18 protein-coding genes are annotated in these 26,281 nt (G+C 39.0%); 7 read left to right on the top strand and 11 right to left on the bottom strand.

Annotated features, from left to right (window positions below):
• Nucleotides 1-18: 18 nt before the first annotated feature.
• A complete protein-coding gene (gene sir, locus B4U84_RS03950; protein WP_131115672.1) occupies nt 19-1,932 on the top strand; it encodes a sulfite reductase, ferredoxin dependent in 1,914 nt (637 codons plus the stop codon).
• 38 nt (nt 1,933-1,970) lie between these two features.
• Here sir and B4U84_RS03945 read toward each other — a convergent pair whose 3' ends face one another.
• From B4U84_RS03945 to B4U84_RS03925, 5 genes are all read right to left on the bottom strand, one after another.
• On the bottom strand, nt 1,971-4,718 hold the full coding sequence (locus B4U84_RS03945) for an AAA-like domain-containing protein (protein ID WP_131115670.1): 2,748 nt from the start codon (nt 4,716-4,718) through the stop codon (nt 1,971-1,973).
• Nucleotides 4,719-4,748: 30 nt separating this feature from the next.
• On the bottom strand, nt 4,749-6,311 hold the full coding sequence (locus B4U84_RS03940; protein WP_131115668.1) for an AAA-like domain-containing protein: 1,563 nt from the start codon (nt 6,309-6,311) through the stop codon (nt 4,749-4,751).
• 625 nt (nt 6,312-6,936) lie between these two features.
• A protein-coding gene (locus B4U84_RS03935) for an IS630 family transposase (protein WP_242677526.1) occupies nt 6,937-7,991 on the bottom strand; the annotation gives its coding sequence in 2 pieces (ribosomal slippage) (nt 6,937-7,596 and nt 7,599-7,991; 1,053 coding nt in all).
• Nucleotides 7,992-8,266: 275 nt separating this feature from the next.
• Nucleotides 8,267-9,385, bottom strand: a complete 1,119-nt coding sequence (locus B4U84_RS03930) for a glutamate--cysteine ligase (RefSeq protein WP_131115666.1) — start codon at nt 9,383-9,385, stop codon at nt 8,267-8,269.
• Nucleotides 9,386-9,423: 38 nt separating this feature from the next.
• The gene (locus B4U84_RS03925; RefSeq protein ID WP_131115664.1) at nt 9,424-10,242 is read right to left on the bottom strand and encodes a class I SAM-dependent methyltransferase; all 819 of its coding nucleotides are present in this window, start codon (nt 10,240-10,242) and stop codon (nt 9,424-9,426) included.
• A gap of 271 nt (nt 10,243-10,513) precedes the next feature.
• On the opposite strand from B4U84_RS03925, the gene B4U84_RS03920 reads away from it, so the two are divergent.
• From B4U84_RS03920 to B4U84_RS03905, 4 genes are all read left to right on the top strand, one after another.
• Nucleotides 10,514-11,206: a Mo-dependent nitrogenase C-terminal domain-containing protein gene (locus B4U84_RS03920; RefSeq protein ID WP_017309680.1), complete on the top strand. Its 693-nt coding sequence runs from the start codon at nt 10,514-10,516 to the stop codon at nt 11,204-11,206.
• Nucleotides 11,207-11,404: 198 nt separating this feature from the next.
• On the top strand, nt 11,405-12,421 hold the full coding sequence (gene obgE / locus B4U84_RS03915) for a GTPase ObgE (protein ID WP_017309681.1): 1,017 nt from the start codon (nt 11,405-11,407) through the stop codon (nt 12,419-12,421).
• 446 nt (nt 12,422-12,867) lie between these two features.
• The gene (locus tag B4U84_RS03910) at nt 12,868-13,428 is read left to right on the top strand and encodes a Uma2 family endonuclease (protein ID WP_017309682.1); all 561 of its coding nucleotides are present in this window, start codon (nt 12,868-12,870) and stop codon (nt 13,426-13,428) included.
• Between the two features lie 43 nt (nt 13,429-13,471).
• Nucleotides 13,472-14,344 (top strand): SDR family oxidoreductase, encoded by an 873-nt coding sequence (locus tag B4U84_RS03905; RefSeq protein ID WP_131115662.1) that lies wholly within the window; start codon nt 13,472-13,474, stop codon nt 14,342-14,344.
• A 286-nt stretch (nt 14,345-14,630) separates the two neighbouring features.
• Here B4U84_RS03905 and B4U84_RS03900 read toward each other — a convergent pair whose 3' ends face one another.
• The 6 genes from B4U84_RS03900 to B4U84_RS03875 form a co-directional block, all read right to left on the bottom strand.
• Nucleotides 14,631-15,851, bottom strand: coding sequence for a type I restriction enzyme HsdR N-terminal domain-containing protein (locus tag B4U84_RS03900; RefSeq protein ID WP_131115660.1), 1,221 nt, complete (start codon nt 15,849-15,851; stop codon nt 14,631-14,633).
• A 477-nt stretch (nt 15,852-16,328) separates the two neighbouring features.
• Nucleotides 16,329-19,244 (bottom strand): aminomethyl-transferring glycine dehydrogenase, encoded by a 2,916-nt coding sequence (gcvP, locus tag B4U84_RS03895; RefSeq protein WP_131115658.1) that lies wholly within the window; start codon nt 19,242-19,244, stop codon nt 16,329-16,331.
• A 363-nt stretch (nt 19,245-19,607) separates the two neighbouring features.
• Nucleotides 19,608-19,772, bottom strand: coding sequence for a hypothetical protein (locus tag B4U84_RS30310; RefSeq protein WP_165490241.1), 165 nt, complete (start codon nt 19,770-19,772; stop codon nt 19,608-19,610).
• A gap of 233 nt (nt 19,773-20,005) precedes the next feature.
• A complete protein-coding gene (gene gcvH / locus B4U84_RS03885; RefSeq protein ID WP_131115656.1) occupies nt 20,006-20,392 on the bottom strand; it encodes a glycine cleavage system protein GcvH in 387 nt (128 codons plus the stop codon).
• Between the two features lie 200 nt (nt 20,393-20,592).
• Nucleotides 20,593-21,729 carry a glycine cleavage system aminomethyltransferase GcvT gene (gcvT, locus tag B4U84_RS03880; RefSeq protein WP_131115654.1) on the bottom strand — a complete coding sequence of 379 codons (1,137 nt, stop codon included), beginning with the start codon at nt 21,727-21,729 and terminating at the stop codon, nt 20,593-20,595.
• Nucleotides 21,730-21,857: 128 nt separating this feature from the next.
• Nucleotides 21,858-22,637 carry a GNAT family N-acetyltransferase gene (locus B4U84_RS03875; RefSeq protein ID WP_131115652.1) on the bottom strand — a complete coding sequence of 260 codons (780 nt, stop codon included), beginning with the start codon at nt 22,635-22,637 and terminating at the stop codon, nt 21,858-21,860.
• A gap of 831 nt (nt 22,638-23,468) precedes the next feature.
• On the opposite strand from B4U84_RS03875, the gene B4U84_RS03870 reads away from it, so the two are divergent.
• On the top strand, nt 23,469-23,585 hold the full coding sequence (locus B4U84_RS03870) for a photosystem II reaction center protein I (protein ID WP_009458972.1): 117 nt from the start codon (nt 23,469-23,471) through the stop codon (nt 23,583-23,585).
• 163 nt (nt 23,586-23,748) lie between these two features.
• The gene (locus B4U84_RS03865) at nt 23,749-26,235 is read left to right on the top strand and encodes a DUF3769 domain-containing protein (protein ID WP_131115650.1); all 2,487 of its coding nucleotides are present in this window, start codon (nt 23,749-23,751) and stop codon (nt 26,233-26,235) included.
• Nucleotides 26,236-26,281: the final 46 nt, after the last annotated feature.

Genomic DNA, 26,281 nt, shown 5'->3' with positions numbered 1-26,281 from the left:
AAAATTATACAATTTGCAATGGTTAAATCCGCTCCTCTTCCCATCGCCAGCCGTAAGCCTTCTAAAGTAGAAGCAATCAAAGAACGCAGTAATTGTTTGCGTGAACCAGTCGCGACAGAAATTCTTCAGGATACAACCCATTTTAGCGAAGATGCGGTACAAATCCTCAAGTTTCACGGCTCTTACCAGCAAGATAACCGGGATAATCGGGCTAAAGGTCAGGAAAAAGATTATCAATTCATGCTGCGGACAAGAAATCCAGGTGGTTTTGTACCGCCGCAGTTATACCTGACTCTGGATAAACTAGCTGATGAGTATGGCAATCATACTTTGCGTGCTACCACTCGGCAAGGATTTCAATTACACGGGATTTTCAAGAAAAATCTCAAAAGCGCGATCGCCACGATTGTGACAAACATGGGTTCGACTTTGGGAGCTTGTGGCGATGTCAACCGTAATGTCATGGCTCCCCCTGCACCTTTTAAAAATAAAGCAGAATATCAGTACGCTTGGGAATATGCTGAGAATGTCGCTGAGTTACTGACACCACAAACCGGTGCTTATTACGAAATTTGGTTAGATGGCGAAAAAGCCATTAGTGGTGAAGAAAACCCAGAAATCAAAGCAGCAAGAGAAAGTAATGGTACTGGTACTGTTTTACACGCTCAAGAAGAACCTCTCTATGGTACTCACTACATGCCGCGCAAATTCAAAGTTTGCGTCACGGTTCCAGGAGATAATTCCATTGATTTGTACAGTCAAGACCTCACCTTAGTGGTAATTACTGACGAGCAGGGAGAATTAGCAGGATTTAACATCTTTGCTGGTGGTGGTTTAGGACGTACACATAACAAAGAAGAAACTTTCGCCAGAGTTGCAGATGAGATTTGCTATGTAGCGAAAGCAGATGTTTACGATATGGTGAAAGCCATTGTCGCGACTCAAAGGGATTATGGCGATCGCACAGACCGCCGTCACGCCAGATTAAAATATTTAATCCACGATTGGGGCGTTGATAAATTCCGGGCAATGGTGGAAGAATATTTTGGTAAACCGCTAGAACCGTTCCAAACTCTGCCAGGGTGGAAATATGAAGATTTCCTCGGTTGGCATGAACAAGGTGATGGTAAATTGTTCTTGGGTATTTCTATCGACAATGGGCGGATCAAAGATGAAGGCGACTTCCAACTCAAAACCGCCTTACGGCAAATAGTCGAGCAATACAACTTACCCATCCGCTTGACTCCCCACCAAAATGTGATTCTCTACGATATTGAACCTGAGAACAAGCAAGCTGTTGAAGATATTCTCAATCGTCATGGTGTTGTCACCAATGTTGACAGCATCGACCAGATTTTCCGTTACTCGATGGCTTGTCCTGCATTACCTACTTGCGGTTTAGCAATTACCGAATCAGAGCGGGCGATTCCAGGAATTTTAGAGCGGATTCGCGCTTTGTTAAACAAAGTGGGTTTACCAAATGAGCATTTTGTGGTAAGGATGACCGGATGTCCTAATGGTTGCGCTCGTCCGTATATGGCGGAACTTGGGTTTGTGGGTAGCGCTCCCGAAAGTTATCAAGTCTGGTTGGGTGGTTCGCCAGATCAAACCAGACTCGCAAAGGCTTACACCGAGAAATTGCATCATAATGATATTGAAACTTTCCTAGAGCCAATTTTTGTGTACTTTAAGAAGTCACGTAAAAAAGGTGAAAGGTTTGGAGATTTTTGCGATCGCGTCGGGTTTGATGCAATTCGGAAGTTTACCGACTCTTACAAATCAAAACTTGCCAAAGCTGCGAATTTAGGACGTCATCGGATTACCGTTCGCGATGATGTTTATGCTGTGCTGAAGAAAACTGCTGACAGTCAAGGAAAGTCAATGACAGATGTGGTGGATGAAGCATTAAAGCTTTACTTGAAAACAGAGTGATACAGATCCCCGACTTTTTAGAAAAGTCGGGGTTATTTTTACTCTACCAGTTCCAAATGAAATCCACTTTCTTCAAAACTCTTGCATGGGTATTTGCGATCGCTTTTATTTCTAAAATCACTACTATTTTTAACAACTCGCACAAGAACTGCTTGTTGATCGCGACGCTCTCCAGCTTGAAATTGGAGTGGAGATCCTGAAGTTTCATCTGGTGAAAGTTGAATATCTTTGAGTTTTTCTAGTACAGTTTTTCGAGTAGGATTTTTGGATTCCGATATCGCTTTAATAAAAGCTTGAGTTGCGTCATAACTAGCAAAAGTTCGCCAGTTGACACCCCCTCCCCATCTTAGACAAGCTTTATCAGCAAAATCTGTGGAATTACGATCTCCAGAGAACCAGGGAATTCCTATAATTAATCCTTCAATAGTCTCTTTACCTAGTTTGATAATATCTGCACCATATAATCCATCTCCTCCTAATATCTTGAAATTGTGAGCTAAATTTTCTCTATTTTTTTTGAGTTCACGAGCAATTTCAATTACAGTAGAAACTAGCTCCAAATTAGGAAAAAACACAACACCATCTGCTTGATTTTGGTAAGTACGAAAAGCTTCATAAGATGCAATTAGATGAGGATTTGCTAAATCGATACTAAGTATTACACTTCTACCTGCTTGTTGATTTTTAAAGAATTTTTCAAATTCTTCTTTTAAGCTTTCACTAGAAGTATCTCCTTTTTTATAAAAAATCACAACTTTTTTAAGCTGATTATCTATCGCATATTTAGCTAGACTTTCAGAAGTTCTAGCATCTGAAGTAACTGTTCTATAAAAAACTTTTTGATTGCTCAATTTGGTGCTAGTGCTACTAGGAGATATCATTGCTAAATCTACTGGAGTGTACTGGGTGAGTGCAGCTTTACTAACAGAGCTAGCAGTATGTCCTATTACTCCTAAAACTTTCTTATCTTTAATCAACTCTTGGGCAACTTTTTTAGCATATTCAGGATCACCATAATCATCCGCAATAATTATATTAAGTAATTTGCCATTGAAGCCATTTTTATTATTAAAAGTAGTTTGTGCGTGTGCAACACCTCTCAGTGTTTCTCTAGCAATTTCTTTTCTGGCATTGATATCATTTATAGGTATAGCAACCGCTAAAGTTAAATAATTACCACTTTGGTGTGCTAGTGCATTATTGTAGTAAATTTCTACTTCCGGGTCATTCTTATCAAGCTTTTTAGCTTTTTCTAATAATTGAATTGCTTTTGGATAATCTTTATTTTTAAAGGCTTCAACTCCCTGTTTGAGAAAATAATTACCATTCCCAAGAAAAAAAGAACGCTCGCCTTGACTAAATAATGTTGCTTCACAAATATAAGGAGTATTAATACATTGAATCTTTTCCTTTAATTGAAAACCTATTGTAATGGTTACAATTGTTGCAATTGTTGCTATCCCTGCAAAAACTTTCTGAAAGCGTTGAGATTTTTTTATGTCTAATTCTTTCTGGAATATGTCTAATTTTTGACTAGCATTTAAAAACTGATAATCTTCTATTGTCAATATTTTATCAACACTCCATTGCATCGCTTCTTTTAATTTTTCTCCATGCAATAGCCATATTTTATCCTGTTTAGAAGATTTCCAACCTAATAATTCTTCTTCATAGGGTCGCTTATCAGCTAGCATCTCTGCAACCCATTCTGAATTAAATATTTTTTGATAAAGTAGATTATAAACTTTTAATTTGCCATCTTGTGCTAAAACTAATCCTGATAATCTTAATTCAGTCTGTTCTATACTATCATCTGTATTGACATTATTGTTATTTAAGATTTCCAAATAAAGCTTTAATATTTTGACAATCGATTCTTCATGATTACGAATCCTGTCACGAATTTTACTAAAATGTTGAGGATTATCTTTTTCTTCCCAATTGGTGATGATCTTTTCATAAACAAGTTTATTTATCCATACACTTAAATCTTTTGAATCAACTGGTACTTCTTCTCTGCTATCTACAATCATCTGACAGAGTTTTTGAGTGAGAAAAGGTTGTCCTCCTGTCCATTTCCATACTTCTTGAATGATATTTTCACTAACTATAGGATTATTGATTTTACTTCTTAATCCTTCCTTGAAATGTTTTGCATCTTCTAAGGAAAAAGGGGTTAATTGAATAGCATGACCAATATTAAATGGTGTAAGTTGTGTATCTTGAATTAACCTAGCAGGAGTAGCGACGCCAATTAATACAAAAGTTAGACGTTGATATTCGGGTTTATTAGTTCGTTGATTATAGCAGTAACGTATGAAAATAAAAAAATCATCTGCGGGGAATTCTAAACTGAGGACACTATCAATTTCATCAATAAAAATAACAATATTTTTGGTAATAGTTTTAAATAATAACTTTTCAAATAAATAGCTGAGTTTCATTAATGGTGATAAGTCTTTATATTCCTGCCAAAATTGTGAGATGATTTCTGGCTGTAAATGCAATTCATCTGCTAATCTTTGCATCAAAGAATAATACCATTGCTGCGGAGTCACCCCTGTATTACCTATTCCACTCAGATCAATTAAAACACATCTATAATCTTCACTTTCTAATCTTTGTTTAACTCGCAATTGTAAGCTAGATTTACCCATTTGTCGCGAGTTGAATACATAACAAAAGTTACCTGATATAAGTTGTTCATATAGTTCTATATCTGCTGTTCTTTCTATATAACTAGGGTTATTCGGTTCTAAAGTTCCGCCAACCTGATAATATGTCATATTGTTGATTAGTTAATTATAATTTATGACTTAAAGATGCTCACGGAAAAATATTCTATATAATTCGCAAAAAGATTTACTGAAATTTCCCTCTAGCTTCACTAGACCTAAGCATTGTAAGTATCTAGCAATATTTGGTTCTAATTTAATTGGATATTCTGTATTAACAACTTGATGAAATGCTGCTTTCAAATCTGGAGTACTCTTGAGCAGATTTAATCTTTCAATTAAATGACTCCTGTATGCTCCTTGTAAAGTTGGCGCAATTGCTAAAAATTGTGGCAAGGTAATATCATAAAGTTTGATGTAATCACAGGCTACTCGTACTAACATGGGATGACCATTTAGCAATGAAAATAATTCTTGGATTTGTGTTTCTGTAAAGTCTAATCCACTTATTTGTACAAAACGCTGTACTTGTTCTTGATTCAATTCTGGTAAATCTAATACTAGTCCAACATTAGTTAGAGGTGAATTATTGATATTTAGCGAAGCGTAAAATTCAGTAGAATGGACAATAATCAAACGCAATTTTTTCCAAATTCTACCTGTTGCATCATCACGCCTTGCTTTATTATGCCAATCTCGTAGCATTGCACAAAAATTATTAGCGATCGCATCTTTTTCAAAAACCCTATCTACATGATTAAGCGCTAAAACCAAAGGATTATTTATACTTGTTAATAAGTATTGTTGAAAATAGTTTGTAGTATTGTTAATATCAGTACCTTGACTCCAATATTGATCTAGCTGATTAGATAATCCTAGTTCTCCACCCACCGCAACACAGAAAGAACGCAAGAAATTTTCGATATTATTAGGATCTGTCGCATTGCTAAAAAGCTCAAAGTCTAAAGTTACTGTTTGATATCTTCTCCCTTTAGCATAATCAACTATACGATGCATCAGCCTTGTTTTACCCATAAATTGAGGCGCTTTAATTCTTATGAGAGAACCAGGCTGAGTAATATATTCATAACACTGTTTTTCAATAGTGGGACGTTCTAAGTAAAACACAGTCGAAGATTGATCTATTCTTTTACGCAAAACAGGAATTAAATCTTCTGAAAAACCAGCAAGTTTAATCTCTGTACAACCCAGTTCGTGAGCGTCTTCATAGGAACAGTTTCCACCCAATGCGGTGTAAAAACCAACCGCAAAAGCGATCGCAACTCGATCACCTATCGCTCTTTGTGTTCCAATTACAAAAGGGATATGTTCAGAAATTGCTTTTGCTTGCATGTCTGAATAACAAGCATTGAGAAGCACACATTCAACAATATCTGCAAAATTCTTAAACAATTCAGCTAAAACCTGAGGTTCAACAAGCTGTTTTTTACCCAAATCATTCTCAAAACAAAGTTCACCAGTACTCGCACCGTGACCAGAAAAATGTACAATCTGAGGCTGAAAGTTCAGTATTGCTTGACTTATCTCTGTTGGACGTGCAGAAAAAGCATAATGTAAAGAAAATCTCTCTCGTTGCGGACTTAATAGCAATCTTTGTTGAATTTCTCTTAATTCTTCTTGTACACGCAGTCTCGGCGTATCATTAGGTTCAGATGTCAAAAACAAAATTCTGATTTGACTCATTGCGATCGCTGCTCCTCATCCAGAAACGCTCCACGTCTGTATATAACTTATACTCATCGCTAAGTTAGTAAATTATTTAATTGTCAACAGTAATTTAACTATGAGTATAAATAGCTATATCCCTGTGTGTTTATCAAAATACAAGGATGTGGATATACTTCAGCTTGCTTGATTTGTTTTCCGGATGAAAAGTAAGGAAATTATTACTTAGGAAAATCAGGGTTGACACCCCGGATCAACGATCAATCAACTATTTCTAGGCTATTCCACGACGCGATCGCACTTTATTGGCTCGCTCATCATGTCATTGATGAAAATTATCACCTTTATGAAAAAGTTTTCACCTTAATAAAAAAGGTCAAAGCATTTTTAACAAACGTTTGAATCTTTTCTATAGATCAATAAGTCTTWATAARAAAGGTCAAAGCATTTTTAACAAACGTTTGAATCTTTTCTATAGATCAATAAGTCTTTATAAGAAAGGTCAAAGCATTTTTAACAAACGTTTGAATCTTTTCTATAGATCAATAAGTCTTTATAAGAAAGGTCAAAGCATTTTTAACAAACGTTTGAATCTTTTCTATAAGTAGAACGAGGTGAAATTTTACAAGTATGTAACAAATAATTAAGCAGAAGAATTAGGGTTAAATTTTACACGGTGCGTACTGTAATTTCCTTTTTCTCCTCTTGTTTGAACTCCATCAATGACGGCATAGGCAAGGTCTAACTCGTCGTCAAAACTTTTAGAAGCTAGTTCATCTTTTTTCAGGTGTTGCCATTCCAATTCAATCGGGTTCATCTCTGAGCAATATTTGGGTAGAAAAAAGATGTACAAACCCATGTCTTCCCACTTTGACCATAATTGCTGAACTTCTTTACACCGATGTATCGGCCCGTTGTCCTGGACGATGACTCTGATGCGTCCTGTTTTTTGGGCTTGTGCGGCTTCCTGCTCCATCATCTGGATATAAGTTTTGCGTGAAACACCGCCAATCACCAGTCCGTACACAAAGCTAATTAGAGGCTGAAGAAAACCAATAATGCTCAACCTTCGTCCCCGGCGTTTACTCTGCTCCAAGCGTTTTTGCTTACCTCGAAAGTAGTAACTGTAACTCGGCTCGCTCCAAGCGCAAAATCCTGATTCATCCAAATACTTTAAATCTATTTCCCCAGTCGCCGCAGACAATTCCAGCATTTCTAGGTCTGCCTGTTTGAGTTGCTGTACTAGCGGATCTTGTTTTCCCTTGTGGCTTTTTCTGCTTCGCTTCCAGATAATCCCTTTTTTTTTAGTACCTGTCTTAGCCAGTCCGGACGTAACTTTACTGAGCGTTCTTTTTCTAATTTCTGGGCTAACTGAACGCTGTTATATGTGCGTGGTTCTTTCTCCAAACATTCTTCCAAGAACACCATGTCAGCTTCCGTCCACCTTGGTTTTCCTCCTCGCCCTGGTTTAGACCACAGCCCCTCCACCCCTAGCTTTTTCCATTTATGCAAAACTTCTCTCACTGTTTGGGCTGTCCAGTTAAAGTGAGCGGCTATCTTCTCCACGTACCAACCATGTGCGTTCAACCTGACTACTTCTGCTCGATCTTTTACTTTCTGGGGTACATCTGCCGTTCTTAGATTGAACAAAGTTTTATCTTGCTCAAAAGTCAGAAATACCCTTAAACGCCTGCCCATATCCCTGTTACCTTGGTAGACACATTGTACGTATTTACTTATCTTTACACAGTTTGGTTTTTTCACCTCGTTCTACTTAGATCAATAAGTCTTTATAAGAAAGGTCAAAGTATTTTTAACAAACGTTTGAATCTTTTCTATAGATCAATAAGTATTCGTAACCAGAACTCAATTTCAACTAACACCCCTGAAACACTAACTAGTGGTCTATTGCAAAAGTTTTGATGAGTCGCGGGTGTTCAGATCCCCTACTTTTTTAAAAAGTAGGGGATTTATTACCCCTGAACCACTAGTCCTAAGTAACTATTTTTCAACACCTGTTCTATTGAACCAAGTTTTTTGAACTCAGTGATCATCACAGATGCTCTTGTTTGTTTATTATTGAGCATATCTTTGAGGGGTGTGAGTAAATTGACGTCTGGATCTTCTTGAAGCGCAACTTCCGCAGCTTGTAAAACTTGTGATGCAAGTGCAAAAATCTCTTGATTATTAAATCCTTCTTTTGCAGAGATTTGGTGTTTTTCGGCGTCTGGAATTATTGCTCTTCCTGGTAATGATTTATCCAAAACTAGACCTTTTAATAATGCAAGCAATGCAGCATAAATAGAAAAGTCATCACAACTATCAAATGATTTGAATTCTATGCGACCAACTTCTGCGGGAATACGTGCGATTTTTGTCAGTGAAGGTGTAGATTTAATCAACTGTTCTGGTTTTTCTACAAATACAATTGCTGCTGATCTTTTACCTGTTCTGATAAACGTTCTTACCGATAAACCTGACCATAAATCGCCATTATAAAAAGGAGAACTAAAACTAAAAGGAACAATATAAGGACTGTAGTAAGTTAGCTTTTTAGCAACATCAATTAAACTTTCATAAGATAAACCAGGAAATGATAAATTTAAATCTGGTCCATAGCTGACCATAAAAATATGAGCAGTTTGTTCATCAGGGTTAGTCTGTAAGATGCTAAGTTCATATTTATTAAGTGGGGGTTCAGGCTGAAAAACAGTTTTGTAAGGATTAAAACTAACTAAAATAGGCGATAATTCAAATTGTGCAGCCACTTGACGTAGCAATTCAAAACTTTCTGACAATTCATGAATAGTACTTTTAATATCAGAATTGATTGTGGTTCTAATTTCAATACCTTTGGGAATACAATCTATCAGTTTTTCAGTATCTTCTGCAAATCTTTCAAAACCTTCGATGTACCACCTTTTTTTTCTAATCCCAGCATCTCCTATACACAATTGCTGCGAGTCGTGAGGATATATGGGAAGTTGTTCAATAATTTGATTAAACTTAGCAAATTCTGTACAAGTAAAATCTGCAAATTTTCCTTCGTGATTCAAGAAAGCAACTTCATGCTCAATGCCAAAATAAAACATTATTTGCACCTTTGATTTAATTTTGATGTTCTGAGAATTTAACCGAATTTCACTAAAGCTAAACGATAGCTATTTGCCAAGGGTGGTATGTACGAAAACAAGAACCGATTGATCAGAGAAAAACGCTTTAAATATCTATTTGGCAAATCAATAAACCTACAAATATCTAATATTTGATAGTGTTTATCCCAATTTTTGATTTGATTAATATCAGAAATTCCCCAATCAAACTTGGCTGATGTGTATTTCAGAGAATCGTGGTACTTTTGATTTTTTACTATTAAAGGAGACATCGAATCAAAAGCAAACCATGAACCTGGAAACCCTTGCAAAAGATTGCTAAAAAGCTGCTTAACTTGCTTTTCATTGAGATACATCAGTACACCTTCTGCTACAAATATACAGGGTTGCATACTCACAGCTTTTACATTCTCAAACCAGTCTGTATCTAAACAAGAAGCAGTGATGAAACGACGACGTTCTGTTTCTGGAAAAAACTGTTTCCGCAATTCCATGACATCCGGTAAATCTAAATCAAACCAGCGTACTTGTCCGTTATCCACTCGTTCAAAGCGCGTATTCAATCCAGCGCCAATTTCAACAACCGTACCTTGGGGGTATTTTTCTAGATAATTACGTATCCAGTTGTCGAGGATCATACCTCGTAAACAAGTTCCTGTTTGGGAATTTTTAGCATTAATAAATTTATCAAAATCGTAATCAATTCCTTGGAGGATCTCAGCTGATTTGGGGTCTACAATAATCGGTTCAGACTGCTTGATTTCCGTAGCTCTTGCCCATAGGGTAATTAACAATGTTTCTTGTGTGACACCAAGATTGACTTTTGTTTTAGTCATGAGTCTTAGTTAAGTAGCTGTTATGCATCAGCCTAATTACAAAAATTCTCAATAATTTTAGCACAACAAAATCATGACAGAACACACAGAGCAGTGAACTATAGAAAAATTTCAAAGCGTAAATAAAAGTACTTTTGAAAAAGAATGAAAAGCTTATTATGTAAGCTTTCTAGATTCTGTGTTTTGCCTAAATTGAAAAGCAACTCCGCCTCTACTGTCTTCTGCCTTCTTGTACTAGTATGGACTTGGGAAAAGCTAGAGGCGTGAGTTTATGACAAGTGCCGTTCAATCTCCCTACAGTAGTGAACAAGTTGCAGCATGGCTGCGTGGATTACTGACTATTGCTTGGGCAGATGGTGATTTTGATAACCAAGAACAAGAATTAATTGCCAGCATTACCAAAGATGAACTGGCTCCTGAGACAAAATTGGAGTCTTTGGACGTTATTGAACCAGAGGAATTAGCTGTTGTTCTGGGTCACGGTACGCCAGCAGCAGAAAATTTCTTGCGTACAGCTGTGATGGTGGCGATCGCTGATGGTACATATTCTAAAAGCGAAGACTACCTTCTGCACCAGTTGTGCAAAGCTCTGGGAGAACCAGAAGACTTACTAGAAGCTCTGCGTCATACTTTGGAATTCCACCCCACAGAGCCAGTAGAACAACAGATACAGATTCCTTTAGTTATCGCACCCACAAAGCGACAACTTGATGCATTATATCCAGTCCGCGACTGGCTCGACGGACTAGACATCCAAGATCCCAGAGTCGCCCGTTTTTTATGCAAAATGATTCCTTCCCAGTGTCCATTTGAACGTGACGTCAAGCTATTTGGACGCAAAGTAGTACACATACCGCCTTTATGTAAACTCAATCCACTGTATGAACAGCTCGTTAGCTTACGTTTCCGCGCCCTCTCCTATTTAGCAGATGATTGTGGTGAGGATATTTCGGAATATATTTAGATACATTGGTCATTGTACAGACGCGATAAATCGCGTCTGTACAATGGTGGTCATTAGTACAAGACTTTTGACTAATGACCTATACTTCTTTGATGGTACAGAGCAAGCAGAAAAATATGTGGAGTTAATCCAAAATCCAAAATCCAAAATCTAAAATCTAAAATCGAATGACAAAGGACAAATAACAAATAACTAATTATGCAATTCATCGATCAGGCAAAAATTGAAGTCGCAGCAGGTAAGGGAGGTGATGGAATTGTCGCTTTCCGACGGGAAAAGTATGTACCAGCTGGTGGACCTTCTGGTGGTAATGGCGGAAAGGGCGGTTCGGTGATTTTACGTGCTGTAGAAAACTTACAAACCTTACTTGACTTCAGATACAACCATCTTTTTCAAGCAGAACACGGTTCTCGCGGTGGTCCAAATAATCGCACCGGAGCAAATGGCAAGGATTTAATTATTGAAGTTCCCTGTGGTACGGTGGTTTATGATGCCGAAACAGAGGAACTGATCGGGGACTTGGTGGAACTTGAGCAAGAATTGATAATTGCGAAAGGTGGTAAAGGTGGACTGGGTAATCAGTATTTTTTGAGTAACCGCAACCGCGCTCCTGAGTATGCTTTACCAGGATTACCAGGAGAGGTCAAGCAGCTACGTTTAGAGTTAAAACTTTTAGCAGAAGTGGGAATTATTGGTTTACCAAATGCGGGAAAATCTACCTTAATCTCTGCTTTATCAGCAGCACGTCCGAAAATTGCTGATTATCCCTTCACCACTCTTGTGCCAAATTTGGGTGTGGTACGTAAACCCAATGGTGATGGTACAGTTTTTGCGGACATTCCAGGATTAATTGCAGGTGCTTCCCAAGGAGCGGGGTTAGGACATGATTTCTTGCGTCACATTGAACGTACGCGAGTACTATTGCACTTAATTGATGCTACTAGTGAGGATGCGATCGCAGACTATAAAATTATCGAACAAGAATTGCACGATTACGGCAGAGGTCTATCAGACCGTCCCCAAATTCTAGCTCTCAACAAAATCGATGCTGTTGACAAAGAAAGTGTAGATATAGAAGCACTCGCAACACAACTTAATCATCTTTCCCAGGCCCCAGTATTCTTAATTTCTGCTGTTACTGGTGCTGGATTAGAGCCAATGCTCCAAGAAATTTGGTCACTTTTAGAGAAAGTTAATGAAGTAATACTAAGTTAGTTAAAGAAAAGTTAGCAATTGTTTAAATGTGTTCTCTTCTGTTTAGAAAATAAACTTATGTAGGTGGAAGAGGACAGTCTAACATGGGATAAATTTTTGTAAAAATTAAAAAGTCAATTGTCAATAGTAAGTTTGAATATATACAAAATGCTAGTAAATAATTTAGCATCAAACTTGCTTTTAAGGCTATTACCAGTATCTGATAATCTGATTGTTACATTCTTTTAACCATAAGAACTTACAATAGATAACTGGATAGTATTGGTTTAATATCAATTTAGTTTGCTCACGTATGAAAGCATCTGTATGACTTTGTCAGTACAGTTGCGAATCGCGTCTACAAAATCATAACTATTCAACTGACTTAGATATTCCAACCGAACCAGGGTGCTGATTTCAAAAAATTCTGGAAAGCTTACTTAGCCATCTACACAGTGTGATAGAGGATGTATACCCATACCAAATTTTTGAATGTCAGCGTTGACGAATACTTGCAATTTGAACTAGAAAGTCGAATCCGTCACGAATATCTAGCGGGTCAAGTCTATCCAATGCGAGAAGACAGTGATCAATGTAAAGTGATTACTAGCAATATATTGCCCCGATTACGTACACATTTGTTTGGTACAGATTATCGGATTTATTCATCAGAGATGAAAATTAGGATTGATGATTTAGATATATTTTATTACCCAAATATCTCTGTCACTTGCAATCCTCAAGATCGAGAAAAGTTTTACAAGTATCAACCTTGTTTGATAGTTGAAGTTTTTTCCTCAGCCACGGAACGTATTTATCGTAACGAAAAGCTGATGAATTACCGTCGATTAAACAGTTTGCAGGAGTATGTATTAGTTTGCGAATCAGAAATCAAAGTTGAAGTTTACCATAAAAACAGGCAAAACAAGTGGTTTGTAGAAGAATTGGAAGCAGAAGATCATCTCAAATTAGCATCTGTAGATTTAGAAATCGCGATCGCAGATATTTATGAGGATGTAAAAATGTGAAATTTATGGTATCCTCTGCCTCGATGGTGTGAAATTGTGATACATGCAAAAACTATTAATTACTGGGGCGAGTGGATTTTTAGGTTGGCATGTTTGCCAATTAGCAAATCTCAACTGGGAAGTCTATGGAACTTTCTTGACTAATTCTGTAGAAATTCCTCATACCAAAATGCTGAAAGTCGATTTAACAAACTTTCAGGAATTGCAACAAATATTTCGAGAAATTCAGCCCGCCGCAGTAATTCATACCGCCGCACAATCACAACCTAATTATTGTCAAAATCATCCTGAAGAAACTTACGCAACTAATGTAATAGTCTCCCACAACATAGCTAGTTTGTGTGGAGATAATTATATTCCTTGCGTATTTACATCCACTGACCTTGTTTTTGATGGTTTAAATTCTCCTTATCGAGAAACAGACCCCGTATGTCCTGTAAATAAATACGGTGAACAAAAAGTGATGGCAGAATTGGGAATGTTAGAACGTTATCCCCTCACTGCTGTCTGTAGAATGCCATTAATGTTTGGTGCAGCAACACCCACTGCTACCAGCTTTATACAGCCATTTATACAAACTCTTAAAGAAGGCAAAGAATTAAAATTATTTACAGATGAAATTCGCACACCCGTTAGTGCTAATACCGCAGCAAAAGGGCTATTATTAGCATTAGAAAAAGTACAAGGAATCATTCATTTGGGTGGAAAAGAAAGAATTTCTCGCTATGATTTTGGACGTTTATTAGTAGAAATATTTCAATTACCCAGTACTGGATTAAAAGCCTGTCTACAACAAGATGTAAAAATGTCTGCACCCAGACCCAGCGATGTTTCTTTAGATAGTTCTCAAGCTTTTGCATTAGGGTATCAACCCCTATCTTTAGAATCAGAATTAGCAGAATTAGTTAGCAAATAGCACAGGACTTACGCCAAAAATCGCCGAAACTCTAATATTCATAGACGATTCATGAATTGCCCGTTTTCTCTGTTTGCGTTCTTAGACAGAAGTTATACCAATTTCCTTTAAAAGTGAAACATATTTTTTTGTAGAGACGTGCCATGGCACGTCTGGTACATTATTTATGTGTATCGCGATTAACGTGAAATGGTATTCGCGATCGCTCGCGTATAGTTGCGACCGTTAATAGTAGTCCAGTTTTGGTAAACTTTCGGTAATGGTGAAGTTGGGTTGCTGTGCATGGTCACGGCTTTGAACTTATACTATCCTTTCCAGATATTCGTTTCGAGGCTTCAGTCTCATAGCATTTGAGGATTAAATCACTGAGAATATCCAAGTCATTAATTGATGAAATAATCACTCTTGCCGTTGCATCTCCAAATGAAGCCGACATCTCTTGAACTTCAAAACCTAATGATAATTTCTTGACTTCGTCAACAGGTAATCGAGCCACAAAACTCTTCTTCTTGGGGGATAGATACATCCTTAGAAACCACCATGTTACCTTACCAACATTCAATCCAAAATATGACACGACATCCTTGTATTTGACCTCTAAATTGTAAATTTTTGACCGCGCTGCAATAGCCTTAATTTTCTCAAATGCTTCTAGTTCTTCAGCAGTTGTCTCTACTTTTATGTCTTCCGAACCTTGTTCTAGTTCATCCTGAATTTCTTCTACCTCTTCCATTAACTGTGTAGGGGAAGAGATTTCATTGGACTGACCCATCTCCTTGTTGATAGATTGGGTCATTAACTCAACTAAGCTACCTTGAATAGATTTTTTCACAATCGGTCGAAATTTTTCAATAACCTTGTTATTAATCCTGCTCTCTATCGCATATCTAGAACTAATGCTACCAAGCTGAGAAATCAAAAAACGAATGAATTCATCAGACGGAGAACGCAAAAGACTGTCCATTAGTTGAGTCATTCCAGTGAGATAAACCATCTCTTCAGCGTGTCGTTTAATCACCAGAGCATCAAAGTTATCTCTGTGGAAGAATTTTAGGTTTTCAACTTGCTTTTGGTCGTAATTGAGGATGTTGAAGATAAAGAACGGTTCATCATCCATCATGTTCTCATGGCGTAAATCTGTGAAGAAGAGATACTCAATGCCATTTGTAACAATAGCAACCTTAGCTGAAAGCAACCCGTTGAAGTACCTTTTTAACTGACCATCATGAGCTTCCGGCTTTTTGTCGCGGGCTTTCGCCTCTACAAGCATGACGATCGCGTTGCTGATTGATATTGCATAGTCTACCTTCTCCATCTGTCCTGACTTCTTAATTGCAAAGTCAGCTATGTATTCAGGGATAACCTCTGTGGGGTCGAAAACATCGTAGCCGAGAGTGCTAAAAAAAGGCACAATCAATCCCATTTTTGTCCCTTCTTCGCCAGAGACTGCTTCAGCCCTTTTTCGGACTTGCTCCGCAACCTTCACGATGTCATCTACGAATGCCATATTTATCACTCCAATAGCTAAAACCTAAATACACCAGACAGATTTTCCCAAAAAACACATTTATTGCTACTTACCTCATAATTCCTTGCAGAAACTTTCTATACTGACAAATGACTTTCAAAAACGGTCTACACTGAGATATAAATTAGCATAAATTGCTATGCGGAAATTGTCCGTATCTCATACTCAGCAATTCAGCTAGAGAAAGTTTTACAAGCATTTTAATGATAAAAAAATTTTTTGTATGTCTTCAGTATCCAACTATTATACAGATTTTTACTGTATAACTACCTGATGATATACAAGCACTATCAACAAAAGCTGTTGAAATGGAAATGGATTGTCACGACACCATAAATAAACATAAATGCACACCAATAAATCATCTGTATGATCTGTGTTTATTGGTGTGCATCTGTGTTCTACATAAATATATCCCTCTCCGCAAGCAGAGAGGAATTTGAGAATCAGATTTGACTACGAATAAGCATCCATTGGTAGACAAGAACAAACAAAATTTCTGTCCCCAAAAGCCGCATCAATACGCCCAACAGCAGGCCAGAATTTGTGTTCGCGTGTCCAAGGTGCAGGGTAAGCAGCTTGTTCACGGGAGTAAGGATGATTCCATTCTCCGAGAATTAGACTTTCGGCGGTGTGCGGTGCATTTTTCAGAACATTATCTTGCAAATCCGCCTTACCTGCTTCAATTTCAGCAACTTCGTGACGAATACTAATCATCGCCTCGCAGAACCGATCCAACTCTTGTTTTGATTCGCTTTCGGTGGGTTCCACCATGATTGTACCTGCCACAGGCCAAGAAACAGTAGGCGCGTGGAAGCCGTAGTCCATCAACCGTTTAGCGATATCATCAATTTCGATGCTGGCAGATTTTTTGAGCGATCGCAAATCTAAAATACACTCATGGGCAACATACCCATTTTTGCCTTGATACAAAATAGGATAGTGTGTTTCCAGGCGTTTGGCGATGTAGTTGGCATTGAGAATCGCAACTTTGGTAGCATCAGTCAAACCAGCTGCACCCATCATGGCGATGTACATCCAAGAAATTACTAAGATGCTAGCACTACCCCAAGGTGCAGCCGAAACAGCACCTATCGATTTTGGATTTTGGATTTGAGATTTTGGATTGTATTCTTGCATTGAAATAACAACATTTCCAGGCAAGAATTCTACTAAATGACCTGCAACGCCAATGGGTCCCATACCAGGGCCACCACCACCGTGGGGGATACAGAAAGTTTTGTGCAAGTTTAAGTGACAAACATCAGCCCCAATATCTCCAGGGCGACAAAGTCCCACCTGAGCATTCATATTTGCCCCATCCATGTACACTTGTCCACCGTGGGTGTGAACAACAGCACAAATTTCTTGAATTGCTTCTTCAAATACGCCGTGGGTAGAAGGATAAGTCACCATCAAAGCAGCGAGTTCATGGCTGTGTTTTTCAGCTTTTGCCTTGAGATCATCTACATCAATATTACCTTGGCGATCGCAAGCTACAGCTACCACTTTCATCCCACACATTACCGCACTTGCGGGGTTAGTTCCGTGAGCAGATGTCGGAATTAAACAAACATTTCGATGTGCTTCCCCACGACTTTCGTGATACTGGCGAATCACCAACAACCCTGCATATTCACCTTGGGAACCAGCATTTGGTTGCAAAGAAATTCCCGCAAACCCAGTAATCTCAGCTAACCATTCTTCCAACTGCTGGAAAAGAATTTGATAACCTTGAGTTTGTGACTGGGGTGCAAAGGGGTGAATCTTGGCAAATTCTGCCCAGCTGACTGGAATCATTTCTGATGTCGCATTTAATTTCATCGTACATGACCCCAAAGGAATCATTGATGTAGTTAACGACAAGTCTTTTTTTTCCAGCTTGTGCAAATAACGCAACAACTCGGTTTCTGAGTGGTAAGAGTTGAAGATGGGGTGAGTGAGGTAGGCGCTTTTGCGCTTAAGGGGGAGATTAGGGGTTGAGGTGGGGAGAGTAAACTCATTCCCAAAAGCAAAAATTTCTAGTAAGTTGTGAACATCTTCAACCGTAGTGGTTTCGTCCAGCGAAATACCTACAGCAGTCTCATCAAAAATCCGTAGATTAATTTTCTTAGCTTCGCAACCAGCGAGAATTTCTTTTAAACTGCGTGTTCCCAGTTCTACACGGATAGTATCAAAGAAACTTTCAGAACTGATTTTGTAGTCCAGGTGTTTTAATCCAGCAGCCAAGGTGACAGTTAAAGTGTGGATATTTTCAGCAATTTTTTTCAGTCCTGCGGGGCCATGATAGACAGCATACATACTGGCCATCACTGCTAACAATACCTGTGCTGTACAAATATTACTAGTAGCTTTTTCCCTACGGATGTGTTGTTCGCGAGTTTGCAAAGTCAAACGTAATGCTGGCTTACCTTGCACGTCTTTGGAAACACCGACAATTCGCCCTGGTACTTGCCGCTTATACTCTTCTTTGGTAGCAAAGTATGCTGCATGAGGGCCACCGTAACCCAAAGGAATACCGAAGCGCTGAGTACTCCCAATTGCGATATCAGCACCAAATTCACCCGGAGGTGTCAATAGTGTAAGACTTAACGGATCTGCTGCTACCGTTACCAATGCCCCCACAGCATGGGCTTTCTCTACAAAAGCGCGGTAGTCGTAAACAGTGCCATCACTAGCAGGATATTGCAGAACTGCCCCAAAAATCGACTCTGAGAAATCAAAAGATTGATGGTCACCAATTATAATCTTGATTCCCAAGGGTCTCGCCCGTGTTTGCAACACATCAATAGTTTGGGGATGACAATCTTGAGAGACAAAAAAGGCGTTTGCTTTATTTTTGCAAATACCGTAGCTCATAGTCATGGCTTCAGCTACGGCTGTTGCTTCATCTAATAATGAAGCGTTAGCAATTTCCAAACCCGTGAGATCAATGATCATGGTTTGGAAATTCAAAAGTGCTTCTAGTCGTCCTTGGGCAATTTCTGGCTGATAAGGAGTATAGGCAGTGTACCAGCCAGGGTTTTCCAAGATATTACGCTGGATCACCGTCGGGGTGATAGTGTCGTAATATCCCATACCAATAAATGAGCGGAAAATTTGGTTTTTTAAAGCAATATCTTTTAACTTTGCCAGTGCTGCATACTCACTCAATGCTTCTGGCAAATTTAAAGCACGAGATAGCCGAATAGACTGCGGTACTGTTTGGTTAATCAAGGCATCTACGGAAGACACCCCCAGCACATCCAGCATTTGCTGCATATCATCGGCATTAGGGCCAATATGTCTTTGCTTAAAATCACTTGATTTTTCAGTGCTTTCGCCCAGAATTGGTTGATTACCTGACTGGGGACGAGGAGCAGATACTACCACAAATAGCTTCTCCAGACGTTACTATTTAATATTTTGCAATAAGTATATTTAACGTGTTGGATCTAAAGTATCAATTCACCTAAATTTCATCAAATTTCTTTTAACCGTATTGGGAGAAGGGAGTCAGGACTTACGCAAAACATAACGCGCATTTGCGGTAATTCATGAATTACCGCTACGCAAGAATAAGGTTTTCGGTCACATCTTGCGTAAGTACTGGGAGTGTGGGGGGTGTGGGGAACGGGGAATAGACAAACAATGCCGACTCTCAAACACTCATCAGCGACTCTCAAACACTCGTCATCGAGTCTCAAACACTCGTCGTCGAGTCTCAAACACTCGTCGTCGAGTCTCAAACCCTCGTCAGCGACTCTCAAACACTCGTCGTCGAGTCTCAAACACTCGTCGTCGAGTCTCAAACACTCGCCAGCGACTCTCAAACACTCGCCAGCGACTCTCAAATACTCGTCGTCGAGTCTCAAACACTCGTCGTCGAGTCTCAAACACTCGTCGTCGAGTCTCAAACACTCGTCAGCGACTCTCATACCATTTCACGTTAATCACGATACACATAAATTTTGTACCAGACGCGATATATCGCGTCTCTACAGGGTTTGTATTTGTATCAGATTTTTTGTGAAATGGTATCAAACACTCGTCAGCGACTCTCAAACACTCGTCAGCGAAATACAAATAGTTGTTTACGAAAGACGACTCTTAAAGCCCCATGCCCAATCCCCGATCCCCCCGTCAACAAAAATTTACCCCTCCACCTCAGCACTATATTCTTGTGCTGTGAGTGCATCGTCAATTTCACCAGGGTCATTAACTCGTACTTTAATAAACCATCCCTCACCGTAGGGGTCTTCTGCTATTTGTTCGGGAGACTCAATCATTTCCTCGTTACGTTCTATAACAGTGCCGGTTACTGGTGAATTTAAGTCTTCAACGGCTTTTACGGATTCAATTGTGCCAATTTTTTCTCCCTTGGTAACAGCATCACCAATTTCTGGCAATTCCAAAAATACAACATCACCCAATTGGTCTACAGCAAAACTGGTGATACCAATTGTGGCTATTTCGCCTTCTAAGCGTACATATTCATGAGTATCCAAGTATCTTAAATCTTGTGGATATTCCAAAGACATATCACTTCCCTTTCCACGTACAAAAAAATGAACAGAATAATAGCTAATGGCTAATAGTAAAGACATTATTAGCAATTAGCAATTAACTCAGTCAGTATTAATAAACAAAACACAAGTTACAAAACGTAAACACGAATCAAACCCTTACCAATGACCATTGTACAGAGGCGATTTATCGCGTCTCTACCAATAACCAATGGCTAGTTTGTTAGCCGAGTTGGAGAACGGTAAAAAGGTTTCTTAACCACTACGGCTGGGTATGTTTTACCGCGAATTTCTATATCTAGCTGCTGACCAACAGTTGCTAGCTGGGTGGGAACATAAGCTAAGGCAATGGGATAACTAAGCGTAGGTGATAGTGTACCAGTTGTCACCTCTCCTATAACTGTTCCTGCTGATAGTACTTGGTAGCCATGACGGGCAATATTGCGTCCTTGCATTTGCAAACCTACCAATCGGCGCTGCACTCCCGCAGCTTTTTGCCGTTCTAAAATGGGACGTCCTATGAAATCTCCTTTGGTATCAAGATGTACCAACCAACCTAAACCTGCTTCTAAGGGCGTGGTGGTATCATCAATATCTTGCCCGTAAAGTGCCATTGCTGCTTCTAGTCGCAGGGTGTCCCTAGCACCAAGTCCACAGGGAATGACACCAGCCTGAAGTAAATTCTGCCATAATTCGATCCCTGTTTCTGGGTCGAGCATGATTTCAAATCCATCTTCTCCGGTGTAGCCTGTACGAGCAAGGAAAGCTGGTTTACCTAGTACTGTTGTTTCCAAATGACCGAAGGCTTTGACTGGAGTTAAGTCTGCTTGTACCAAGGGTTGAAGATATGCTACTGCTTTTGGCCCTTGGACGGCGATTAATACTTTTTCTGGTGAAATGTCTTGGAATTTGATTTCTGTGGTGTCAAGATGCTGAAGTAACCATGTTTTGTCTTTGTTGGTTGTGGCTGCATTGACTATGATCACTCCCTGTTGTTCGCCAGCAGAGTTTTCTCCCTGGTAGTAAAAAATAATGTCGTCGATGATACCAGCTTCGGGATTTAACAATACTGTGTATTGGGCTTGACCTGATTGTAGCCGACTGAGGTCTGAAGGTACTAAAGTTTGCAGTTGAGAAATCAGATTTTTCCCTTGCAAAGTAAATTTACCCATGTGGGAAATGTCGAACATTCCTGCTGCGTTTCTGACAGCATGATGTTCTGTAGTGATGCCACTAAATTGTACTGGCATTTCCCAACCACCAAAGCTGGTGAGCCGTGCTTTTAATTCTTGGGCGAGAATATATAGAGGGGTTCGAGATAAGGGGACGGTGTTCTCTTCTGGTTTAGCCACGGGTAATTTTGTTGTCGTAGGTCAACATTTATCAGTGTATACAATAGGTGCAGTTCCCTCTACACTCCTATACCCTTACTCCTTTACACCTCTTTTGACCACAGAGAATACATCATGTCCTTGCGCTTCTACAATTTAGCAAAATTTGCACTGTCTAATATAGTTAAAAAATCAATGACTTTAAACTGCCTATAAATTGCTGGAAGACTACATATTTTAGCTCCTAGTTGAAAATATACCTGCAAAATATTTGGAATTTCAACATGAGATGAATCTGGATAATGCTGAGGAAGTTCTAGAAGATATTCTGCCTTGGGATAAACTAAAATACTTGGATGCATTAAGTTATTTTGCTGAAAATAATTATAAGTACAAGCAGCTTGTATAGGACATAGTGTTGGTAACAATGTACATCCAAAACAATATTGATTTCCACTCAAATTTAGATAATTGAGTAGCCCTTTATAAAGTAATAAAAGTGCTTGAATATTGCGATCTTCTCTTGCTATGCATACACGCCCAACCTCCACAGATGCTTGGATTATAGACTCAGTAATTTCATGAATATTATATTCTTTAGCAGCATAAAATCCGAAATTTTGAGAAGCCATTGTGTAGGTTTGTAATCGGTAGGTTCCGATTGTTTTACCAGTTTCTTTAGAGATAAGCATGAAGTGATGAAAAACTGCATCAAACTTATCTCGATCTTTTTGACTAATATTAGAAGTAGCTAATCCTAGTCCTTTTTCAATATTAAATACTTCAAAACGTAATCGTAAAATCGATTCTAGTTCTGCTTCTGTGGATGCAAGCTTTAGGAGATATTTTGCAGATTCAAGTACTGGAAAGTCTTCTACAGCAAAATTTGATTTTGGTGAAACATAACTATTGTTAAGTTTTTTTTTCATCTCTCTTCCTACTTGTTATTTACGAAATAAATACTACTGAATTTTCTGAATACACCAAATCAAAAAAATGTTGATACTGTGCATAAGTAATTTTTAAATAATTGTTTTTTATAAAATGAGTATTTGGCATTGTTTAAATATCTTGCCATGAGCTATAAAAACGTGTCAATGATTGTTGCATGTGATTTGATATAAATAGTGTTTTGCCTAAAAATAATTAATTAAAAACATTGATTCAAAATAGATGTTTAAGGGTATCAATATTTTTTCGATTAAAACAATGCATTAAATTGCAAAATACAGAGAATAGAAACGTAAAAATTAGGATTTTTGCAATTATTTCAGTTTTATTTGATTTTGGGTAATTAAATCTAAATTTTCATGCAATGTGAAAATCTCATCCCCTAATAGAGTTTTTTACCTCTTCTACCCAAATGAGTAAGCAATACGCCTGTTTGCTTGCTGATTCTACCGAAATGAGAAAGCGATCGCTCTTTTGGAGAAAGCAAAATAGAATCTTACTTCCACCAAACCCTTACCAATGACAAATGACCAATGACGACCTCAACTAATTACCTTTATTTGCGCTGACTTACTGAATTCTCAGGTTGGAAACATCTGCTGTGGATCAACGTCTGGTTAGCAAGGCGCATCTATGAAGTCAGCCAATCATCGCGATATCGCCTGACACTCAGTTTTGTTGCGGAGTTCGTCTCCTCAATTTATGCTAGTGTTTTCCAAAAAAGGGATGAGATTTGGGTAAGATAAAGGAGCTATCTAAATCTGTATGGCAGATACGGAAAGCTTTTCATACCCAAAGGAGATATCTCAATGCTGACTTTAAAAATCGTTGTATATATAGTTGTTGCTTTCTTTATCACTCTGTTTGTGTTTGGATTTTTGTCAAATGACCCTGCTCGTAACCCTGGTCGTCGGGACTTCGAGTAAGATAAAGACTAAATTTCCATAACTGCCGTCAGGTAAAAAACACTAGACGCTCTTAAGGCGGCCTGCTAAAAGTTAAACAGAAAGTGAAAGTCGGAAGGTAAAAGCTAGGTTAGTCCTTCCGGCTATTAATTTTGGCTATTTGTTTGCTAGATTGTGCTGAAACATGTTTCATACCGTTCTGCCACCCGAACCACCTGCTATTGTTGAACCATTACTAGCAGAAAATCTGCCAGCCATAGCTGCAAGCGATCGCCAATTGCATTCGACAAAACAACAGGCGAATGCAGAAAATTTCCAGCGAAAACCAGTTAACCTGCGACATCAGTCTGCACCGGATGAGTCATCTGTAGCCCGCATTCCACCCACAATCTCTACACCGGAAACTTTTCCAGCAGAATTTTCACCTCCCAATGTCGATCAAACAAGTGCAGAACTACTAGGAGAACCCTTATCTATTGGCTACTCACAACAACAGCCACAGGTTTCTCAAGATACCACCAACATTAGTCAACAAGAACAAGCCAAACAGCAAATTGTCCAGAAAATCCAAAAGAGTAAGAACCAATCTCAAAAAAAATCACAATTATTGGCTCAACAACTAATCCAGTCAAAACAAAATCATAACACTGCCCAAAAATCCCAGACTTCCCAGTCAGCAACACAACCGATCAAAATCAAATTTAATCTTGCTAACCAACAACCAACTACTAATAACCAAACAGCCACCATAGAATTTAAAACTCGCAACCTCACCAGCCAAACTCCACAACCAGCACCAGCACCAGCACCAACCACACCGGAAACAAGGAGAGTTATAGAAGTAATTGCAGATAACCAGGAGTATGACGAACAAAGACGGGTAGTCACAGCAGTTGGTAATGTTGTTGTCCGCTTTGATGGAGCGGTGGTTGATGCTGATCGCATCCAAGTTAGTTTAGACAATTTAATTGCTGTGGGTGAAGGAAATGTTGCCTTAACCAGAGGTGAGCAAGTCTTGCGTGGACAGCGATTTACCTATAATTTTGTTCAGGATAATGGAGAAATGATCGCTGGTCGTGGGGAGATTTTTCTACCCACAGCCGATCAAGATTTTGCTTTTTTGCCTACCGACGTCACAGCAGGCGGAGTTCCAGCACGTCCACCAAGCGATCGCATCAGAAGCAATCAACCGTTGACTGGGGTAAATAGTCCAGGGGGAATTAACTTTGGCTTTGGTGGTAGAACGAACGCAAGTAATATACCCAAACCCGACCAGGGTGGACAAGTACGAAGAGTCCGCTTTGAAGCTGCACGCATTGATTTTTATCCCCGTGGCTGGCAAGCATCAGATGTTACGCTCACCAATGATCCCTTTTCACCACCAGAATTGCAATTACGTGCTGACAAAGTGACATTGACACGAGAGTCGCCTTTACAAGACCGTGTTAGTACTCGAAATCAACGTGTAGTATTTGACCGCCGAGTAAGTGTACCCATTCCGAAAAATGAGCAGGTGATTGACCGCAGAGAACGAGATGCTACACCTGGGTTAGTTGCTTTTGGTTTTGATGGGGATCAGCGTGGTGGTGTATTTATAGAGCGCAGATTGGAACCGATAAATTCTGAAAAGATTCGCTTTAGTCTGACGCCTCAGTTTTTCGTTCAAAAGAGTGTAGAGGACGGTTTTAGTAACTTTCCCTCGCTATTTGGTTTAAAAACATCACTTGATGGTACTTTGACTCCAAGGACAACAGTTGAGGGTTCTGGGACATTAACTAGTTTTGACTTGGACGAAGTTGAAGATAACCTCAAGGCAAGTTTGCGATTGCGGCAACAAATAGGTGATATTCGCTACCCGCATAATTTGACATTAGAATATAGTTATCGCGATCGCCTCTACAACGGTAGCCTTGGTTATCAAACTGTTCAAAGTACCTTTGGCGGTGTCATTATTTCTCCTGTTATTCCTCTCGGTAAAACCGGATTAAATCTCAGCTACCAAGCAGGCGCTCAGTATATCACTGCCAACACTGATCGCGAAGATTTACTAGAACCGATCCGAGATAATAACCGTGTCTCCCTTGGTCGTCTCCAAGCTAGCGCCGCCCTCAATGGAGGATTATTATTATGGCAAGGTAAACCCTTACCACCCACTGCTACCCAGGGTTTACGATACACCCCTAACCCAGTAGTTCCCTACCTACGAGCATTTGGGGGCTTAACTGGTACTACTAGTTATTACACGAACGGAGATGACCAAAGCACATTAATTGGCACAATTGGTTTAGAAGGACAAATTGGTCATTTTTCCAGACCATTTTTTGACTATACTAATTTTAATATTAGTTACTCCCAAGGTCTTGATAGTGGTGAGTCTCCCTTTCTATTTGACCGTGCTGTTGATACCAGAACGTTGAGTGCGGGGATTACACAGCAGATTTATGGTCCATTAACTATTGGCATTCAAACATCCGTTAATTTAGATACAGGAGAAAACACCAGTACTGACTATTTCTTACAATACAGTCGTCGTACTTATGGCATTACCCTGCGTTACAATCCAGAACTACAATTAGGTGGCATTACCTTCCGCATTAGCGACTTTAACTGGACTGGTGGTACTAATCCATTTTCGGAAGTTAAACCTGTTGTTGGCGGTGTATCAGAGTAGGCGTTTTCAGACTTTGGTTATGGGCATTGGGCATTGGGCATGGGGC

This window comes from Westiellopsis prolifica IICB1, from assembly GCF_004323185.1.
Taxonomy (GTDB): domain Bacteria; phylum Cyanobacteriota; class Cyanobacteriia; order Cyanobacteriales; family Nostocaceae; genus Pelatocladus; species Pelatocladus prolificus_A.
The sequence above is the reverse complement of the archived record's forward strand: the minus strand, read 5'-3'. Positions and strand labels throughout refer to the sequence as shown.

Bases quoted from the DNA above. Each gene is read 5' to 3' on its own strand.
- sir (WP_131115672.1), top strand. From the start codon at position 19: ATGGTTAAATCCGCTCCTCTTCCCATCGCCAGCCGTAAGCCTTCTAAA.
- B4U84_RS03945 (WP_131115670.1), bottom strand. From the start codon at position 4,718: ATGACATATTATCAGGTTGGCGGAACTTTAGAACCGAATAACCCTAGT.
- B4U84_RS03940 (WP_131115668.1), bottom strand. From the start codon at position 6,311: ATGAGTCAAATCAGAATTTTGTTTTTGACATCTGAACCTAATGATACG.
- B4U84_RS03930 (WP_131115666.1), bottom strand. From the start codon at position 9,385: ATGTTTTATTTTGGCATTGAGCATGAAGTTGCTTTCTTGAATCACGAA.
- B4U84_RS03925 (WP_131115664.1), bottom strand. From the start codon at position 10,242: ATGACTAAAACAAAAGTCAATCTTGGTGTCACACAAGAAACATTGTTA.
- B4U84_RS03920 (WP_017309680.1), top strand. From the start codon at position 10,514: ATGACAAGTGCCGTTCAATCTCCCTACAGTAGTGAACAAGTTGCAGCA.
- obgE (WP_017309681.1), top strand. From the start codon at position 11,405: ATGCAATTCATCGATCAGGCAAAAATTGAAGTCGCAGCAGGTAAGGGA.
- B4U84_RS03910 (WP_017309682.1), top strand. From the start codon at position 12,868: ATGTATACCCATACCAAATTTTTGAATGTCAGCGTTGACGAATACTTG.
- B4U84_RS03905 (WP_131115662.1), top strand. From the start codon at position 13,472: ATGCAAAAACTATTAATTACTGGGGCGAGTGGATTTTTAGGTTGGCAT.
- B4U84_RS03900 (WP_131115660.1), bottom strand. From the start codon at position 15,851: ATGGCATTCGTAGATGACATCGTGAAGGTTGCGGAGCAAGTCCGAAAA.
- gcvH (WP_131115656.1), bottom strand. From the start codon at position 20,392: ATGTCTTTGGAATATCCACAAGATTTAAGATACTTGGATACTCATGAA.
- B4U84_RS03875 (WP_131115652.1), bottom strand. From the start codon at position 22,637: ATGAAAAAAAAACTTAACAATAGTTATGTTTCACCAAAATCAAATTTT.
- B4U84_RS03870 (WP_009458972.1), top strand. From the start codon at position 23,469: ATGCTGACTTTAAAAATCGTTGTATATATAGTTGTTGCTTTCTTTATC.
- B4U84_RS03865 (WP_131115650.1), top strand. From the start codon at position 23,749: ATGTTTCATACCGTTCTGCCACCCGAACCACCTGCTATTGTTGAACCA.